The 4,997-nt window shown below is 65.3% G+C and carries 2 protein-coding genes; one reads left to right on the top strand and one right to left on the bottom strand.

Annotated elements, in window-relative coordinates; all coding sequences use genetic code 11:
- Window positions 1-63 precede the first annotated feature (63 nt).
- On the bottom strand, window positions 64-1,140 hold the full coding sequence (locus WMO66_RS11430) for a sensor histidine kinase (RefSeq protein ID WP_349136549.1): 1,077 nt from the start codon (window positions 1,138-1,140) through the stop codon (window positions 64-66).
- 851 nt (window positions 1,141-1,991) lie between these two features.
- On the opposite strand from WMO66_RS11430, the gene uvrA reads away from it, so the two are divergent.
- The gene (gene uvrA / locus WMO66_RS11425; RefSeq protein ID WP_349136548.1) at window positions 1,992-4,814 is read left to right on the top strand and encodes an excinuclease ABC subunit UvrA; all 2,823 of its coding nucleotides are present in this window, start codon (window positions 1,992-1,994) and stop codon (window positions 4,812-4,814) included.
- Window positions 4,815-4,997 lie beyond the last annotated feature (183 nt).

Below are 4,997 nucleotides of genomic sequence, written 5' to 3'. Positions count from 1 at the left end.
CGGCAGCTCTGCGCCGGGAGCGGCGTGCCGCTCCCCTGCAATGCGCCATCGGCAGTCTGCTGATCAGGACACCGTTGCGGGGTCGTACAGCGACGCGGAGAGGCTGTCGGACAGCTCGACGAGGGCATGGCGGTAGCCGCTGAGGTAATCGAAGCGCTGCTGCGCGGTGCGGACGGCTGCGGGCCGGCGCACGAGCGAGAGCGTGAACATCACGTCCGCGCCGCCGGTCGGGACATTGGCCGCCATGAGCGTGCCGCCGTGCAGGCGGGCGATCTCGCGGACCATGGGCAGGCCATAGCCGGTGCCCCAGCGCGGGTCGCCGACGGGGATGAGGCTGTAGCGGTCGAACAGCGTGCCGAGCACGCTCTCCGGGAAGCCCTCGCCCGTATCCGTCACGCGGATGAGCAGCGACTGCTCGCGCCGCTCAAGGCTCAGGCAGATCTCGCCGCCCGCCGGGGTAAAGGCCAGCGCGTTGGACAGCAGGTTATACACCGCGCGCTCCACAAGCTGGGCATCCGCATCGGCGGTGACGGCGGCCGGCAGGCCGCGGTAGACAAAGCGCCGCCCGGCGCGCTCGAGCAGCGGGGCGACATCGTCCGCGATGCCGTCCAGCAGGGCCGTCAGGTCCACGCGGTGCCGCTCCGGCTTGCAGGTGCCGGCCAGCAGCTCGCCGCCCGTGGTGAGCTGGCCGCACAGGCGCAGGAGCTGATACAGCCCGCGGTTCAGCTCGGAGGAGACGGCCGTGGCCGCCGGTTCCTCGAGGTCCTCCACGCGGTCGAACAGCTCGCGCGCCGCCGTCATGACATTCTGCAGCGGACGGCGGAGAATGGCCGAGGCCTTGAGCGCCGCCCCGGCCGCCGCGGACGGCTCGTGCGGAGCGTCGGCCAGAAACAGCAGGCCCCGCTGCATCACGCGGACGGAAAAATCGCACAGCGCCCCGCCGAACGGCAGGCTCAGGCGCAGCGTGCCCCTGCGCGACCACAGGCCGAACGCCGTGCCCTGCAGCATGGGCTGCAGGGACGCGCCCGGATCGAGCACGGCGGACGCCGCGGCGTTGCGCCATTGGACGGTCTCGCCGTCCGTCAGAAAAACGGGTTGGGGGAAGGCCCCCAGGACCCATAACAGATCATCTTCTTCCAAGAAAAGCCCTCCTCTCCGGCATGCAGGCAGAGGCCGGTAGGGGCCGGGCGAAAGCCCGTCAGCTTGTCAAAAAATCCCTTCGGGCTTTTCGCCAAGCTGCTTTCAGAATTGCAAAATAGAATTTTGTTGTATCTTATTTTGCAATTCTGCCGCTGCGGCGGGTGATTGGACGCGAAAGGACACCCTGACGGTTTCCTTTCACACTTTTCTTCCCTCCGAAGCTTTTGGCTTGGCAGTTTTTTTGACAGTCTGCCGGGCGAAAGCCCGTGTCCCTTGTTTTTCGTTTGTTTTAACCGGACGCGGCTGCGTTATGCACCGGAAAAAGCGCCGGGCAGCGGCAGAAACGGCCGTGAAAAATGCAATTGCAGATTCTACCTTCCATCATAACGGATTTTTTCTGCGAAAGCAACCGAAAAGGAGAAATTGGACCGGAAAAATCCGGATTGATGGCGATTTTTGATTTTTTCGACAGGATGTTGTAGGGGAGAGCGCTGATGCAACTCGCACTTCCCTGACGTGGCGCCCTGAGCGCGAAGCGCGAGGAAGTGCCCTTGGGGTGCAATCTCGGAGAGGCAGTTGCGTTTTCGCCGATCGCTTTCTCGCGATTCGGCCGGGTTCTGCGAGATTGCCACGTCGGCTGCGCCTCCTCGCAATGACAAATCGGGGGCCATCCCCATTTTAACGGTGGCTTGTACGGGCTGCTGGTGCAGCGCCGGGCCCGGCTGTCCCCTCCCCTACAATGGCACGGGCGGTCGGTGAAAAATCGTACATTTGTTTATAAATTTTCGTTGCTGCGATCCGGACAGCGTGGTATAATAAGACTTCAGAGAAATCAACGGCAGGAGGCAGCTATGCGAAATTCCATCCTCGTGCGCGGTGCGCGCGAAAACAACCTGAAAAATGTGGATGTGGAGATCCCGCGCGACGCGCTGTGCGTATTCACGGGGCTTTCCGGCTCCGGCAAATCGTCGCTCGCGTTCGACACGATCTATGCCGAGGGGCGGCGGCGCTATGTCGACTCGCTTTCGGCCTATGCGCGGCAGTTCCTGGGCCAGATGGACAAGCCCGACGTGGACGTGATCGAAGGCCTGTCCCCCGCCATTTCCATCGACCAGAAGACGACGTCCCGCAACCCACGCTCGACCGTGGGCACGGTGACGGAGATTTACGACTACCTGCGCCTGCTGTGGGCGCGCGCCGGAACGCCGCACTGCCCGCGCTGCGGCCGCGAGATCCGCCGCCAGACCGTTGACCAGATCGTCGACAAGGTGCTGGCCCTGCCGGAGGGCACGCGCTTTCAGGTGCTGGCCCCGGTCGTGCGCGGCAAGAAGGGCGAGCACGTCAAGCTGCTGGCAGACGCGCGGAAGAGCGGCTTCTCCCGCGTGCGCGTGGACGGCATCCTCTATGACCTGAGCGAGGAGATCACACTCGAGAAGAACAAAAAGCACACCATCGAGCTGGTGGTCGACCGCCTCGTGCTGCGCGGCGACCTGATGCGCCGCCTGACGGATTCCGTCGAGACCGCTCTGGAGCACGGCGGCGGGCTCGTCGTCATCCAGCAGCCGGACACCGGGGAGGAGACGCTGTTCTCCCGCAACTACGCCTGCGACGAGTGCGGCATCTCCATGCCGGAGCTTTCGCCGCGCATGTTCTCGTTCAACAATCCCATGGGTGCGTGCCCGGAGTGCAGCGGCCTCGGCTTCCTTTTGAAGGTCGACCCCGCCATCATCATCCCGGACCCGTCGCTCTCCATCTACGACGGCGGCATCCAGGCCAGCGGCTGGGGCAATATCCGCAGCGACTCCATCGCGCGGATGTACTTCGACGCCCTGTCGCAGAAATATCACTTCGACCTGCACGCGCCGATCTCCAGCCTCTCGAAGGAGGCCATGGACGTCATCCTCTACGGCACGCACGGGGAAAAGCTCACGCTGCACTACGACCGCGGCAGCAGCCGCGGAACGCTGGAGCAGGCGTTTGAGGGCATCATCCCGAACATCGAGCGCCGCGTGCGCGAGACGCAGTCCGAGGCCATGCGCAAGGAGCTGGAGGAGACGATGTCCGCCTCCCCCTGCCCGCACTGCCATGGCAGCCGCCTGTCCGATATCTCCCGCGCCGTGACCGTCGGCGGCCTGTCCATCACGGAATTCTGCGACATGCCAGTCGACCGCGAGCTGGCATTCGTGAACGATCTGCGGCTAGAGGGCGCGCAGGCCGTCATCGCCGAGCAGATCCTGCGCGAGATCCGCGCCCGCCTCGGCTTCCTGCAGAGCGTGGGCCTGCGGTACCTGACGCTGTCCCGCGCGGCCGCGACGCTCTCCGGCGGCGAGGCCCAGCGCATCCGCCTTGCCACGCAGATCGGCTCGTCGCTGATGGGCGTGCTCTATATCCTCGACGAGCCGAGCATCGGCCTGCACCAGCGCGACAACGACAAGCTGCTCGACACGCTGCGCCGCCTGCGCGACCTCGGCAACACGCTCATCGTCGTCGAGCACGATGAGGACACGATCCGCGCGGCAGACTATATCGTGGACGTCGGCCCCGGCGCGGGCGTGCACGGCGGGCAGATCATGGCGCAGGGCACGCTGCAGGACATCATGAACGCGCCCGACAGCATCACGGGCCAGTATCTCTCCGGTAAGCGGCGCATCGCCGTCCCGGCGCAGCGGCGCGCGGGGAACGGGAATTTCCTGCGCGTGTTCGGCTGCCGCGAGAACAACCTGCGCAATGTGGACGTCAGCATCCCGCTGGGCACGCTGACGTGCGTGACGGGCGTGTCCGGCTCGGGCAAGTCGTCACTCGTCAACGAGATCATCAGCAAAAAGCTCTCGTCCGTGCTGAACCGTGCGCGCGTCCGCCCCGGCAGGCATGACCGCTTCGAGGGCATCGAGAACCTCGACAAGGCAATCGTCATCGACCAGAGCCCCATCGGCCGCACGCCGCGCTCGAACCCCGCGACCTATACGGGCCTGTTTGCCGACATCCGCGACCTGTTCGCCGCCACGGCTGACGCAAAGGCCCGCGGCTACGGCCCCGGCCGCTTCTCCTTCAACGTCAAGGGCGGCCGCTGCGAGGCCTGCAGCGGCGACGGCCTTGTGAAGATCGAAATGCACTTCCTGCCGGACGTCTACGTCCCGTGCGACGTGTGCCACGGCGCGCGCTACAACCGCGAGACGCTCGAGGTGCGCTACCGCGGCAAGTCCATTGCGGACGTGTTGGAAATGACGGCCGACGAGGCGCTGGGCTTTTTTGAAAATCTGCCGCGCATCCGCGACAAGGTCGCAACGCTCGTGGAGGTCGGCCTCGGCTATGTGAAGCTCGGCCAGAGCTCCACGACGCTCTCCGGCGGCGAGGCCCAGCGTGTGAAGCTCGCAACGGAGCTGGCGCGCCGCGCCACGGGCCGCACGATGTATATCCTCGACGAGCCGACGACGGGCCTGCACATGTACGACGTGCAGAAGCTGCTCGACGTGCTGCAGAAGCTCGTGGACGCCGGAAACACCGTGCTCGTCATCGAGCACAACCTCGACGTCATCAAATGCGCCGACCATATCATCGACCTCGGCCCCGAGGGCGGAGACGGAGGCGGCACGATCGTCGCCACCGGCACCCCGGAGGACATTGCCGCCTGCCCGGCGTCGTTCACGGGCCAGTATCTGAAGAAGATGCTGTAAGGCGGCATGCTCCGATTGCACCCGTAGGGGAGCGGCATGCCGCTCCCGTCCGCGAAGCGGCAAAAGGATTGCGAATTCGATGCAATGCGCTGTTCCCACTGCCGCACCACCCTGACGTGTCATTCCGAGGAGCGAAGCGACCTTGGCTCTCCCTCTGGGAGAGCTGTCACCGAAGGTGACTGA

The organism is Faecousia intestinalis, from assembly GCF_040096185.1.
Taxonomy (GTDB): Bacteria; Bacillota; Clostridia; order Oscillospirales; family Oscillospiraceae; genus JAZOXB01.
This window is presented reverse-complemented; position numbering and strand designations above follow the sequence as displayed.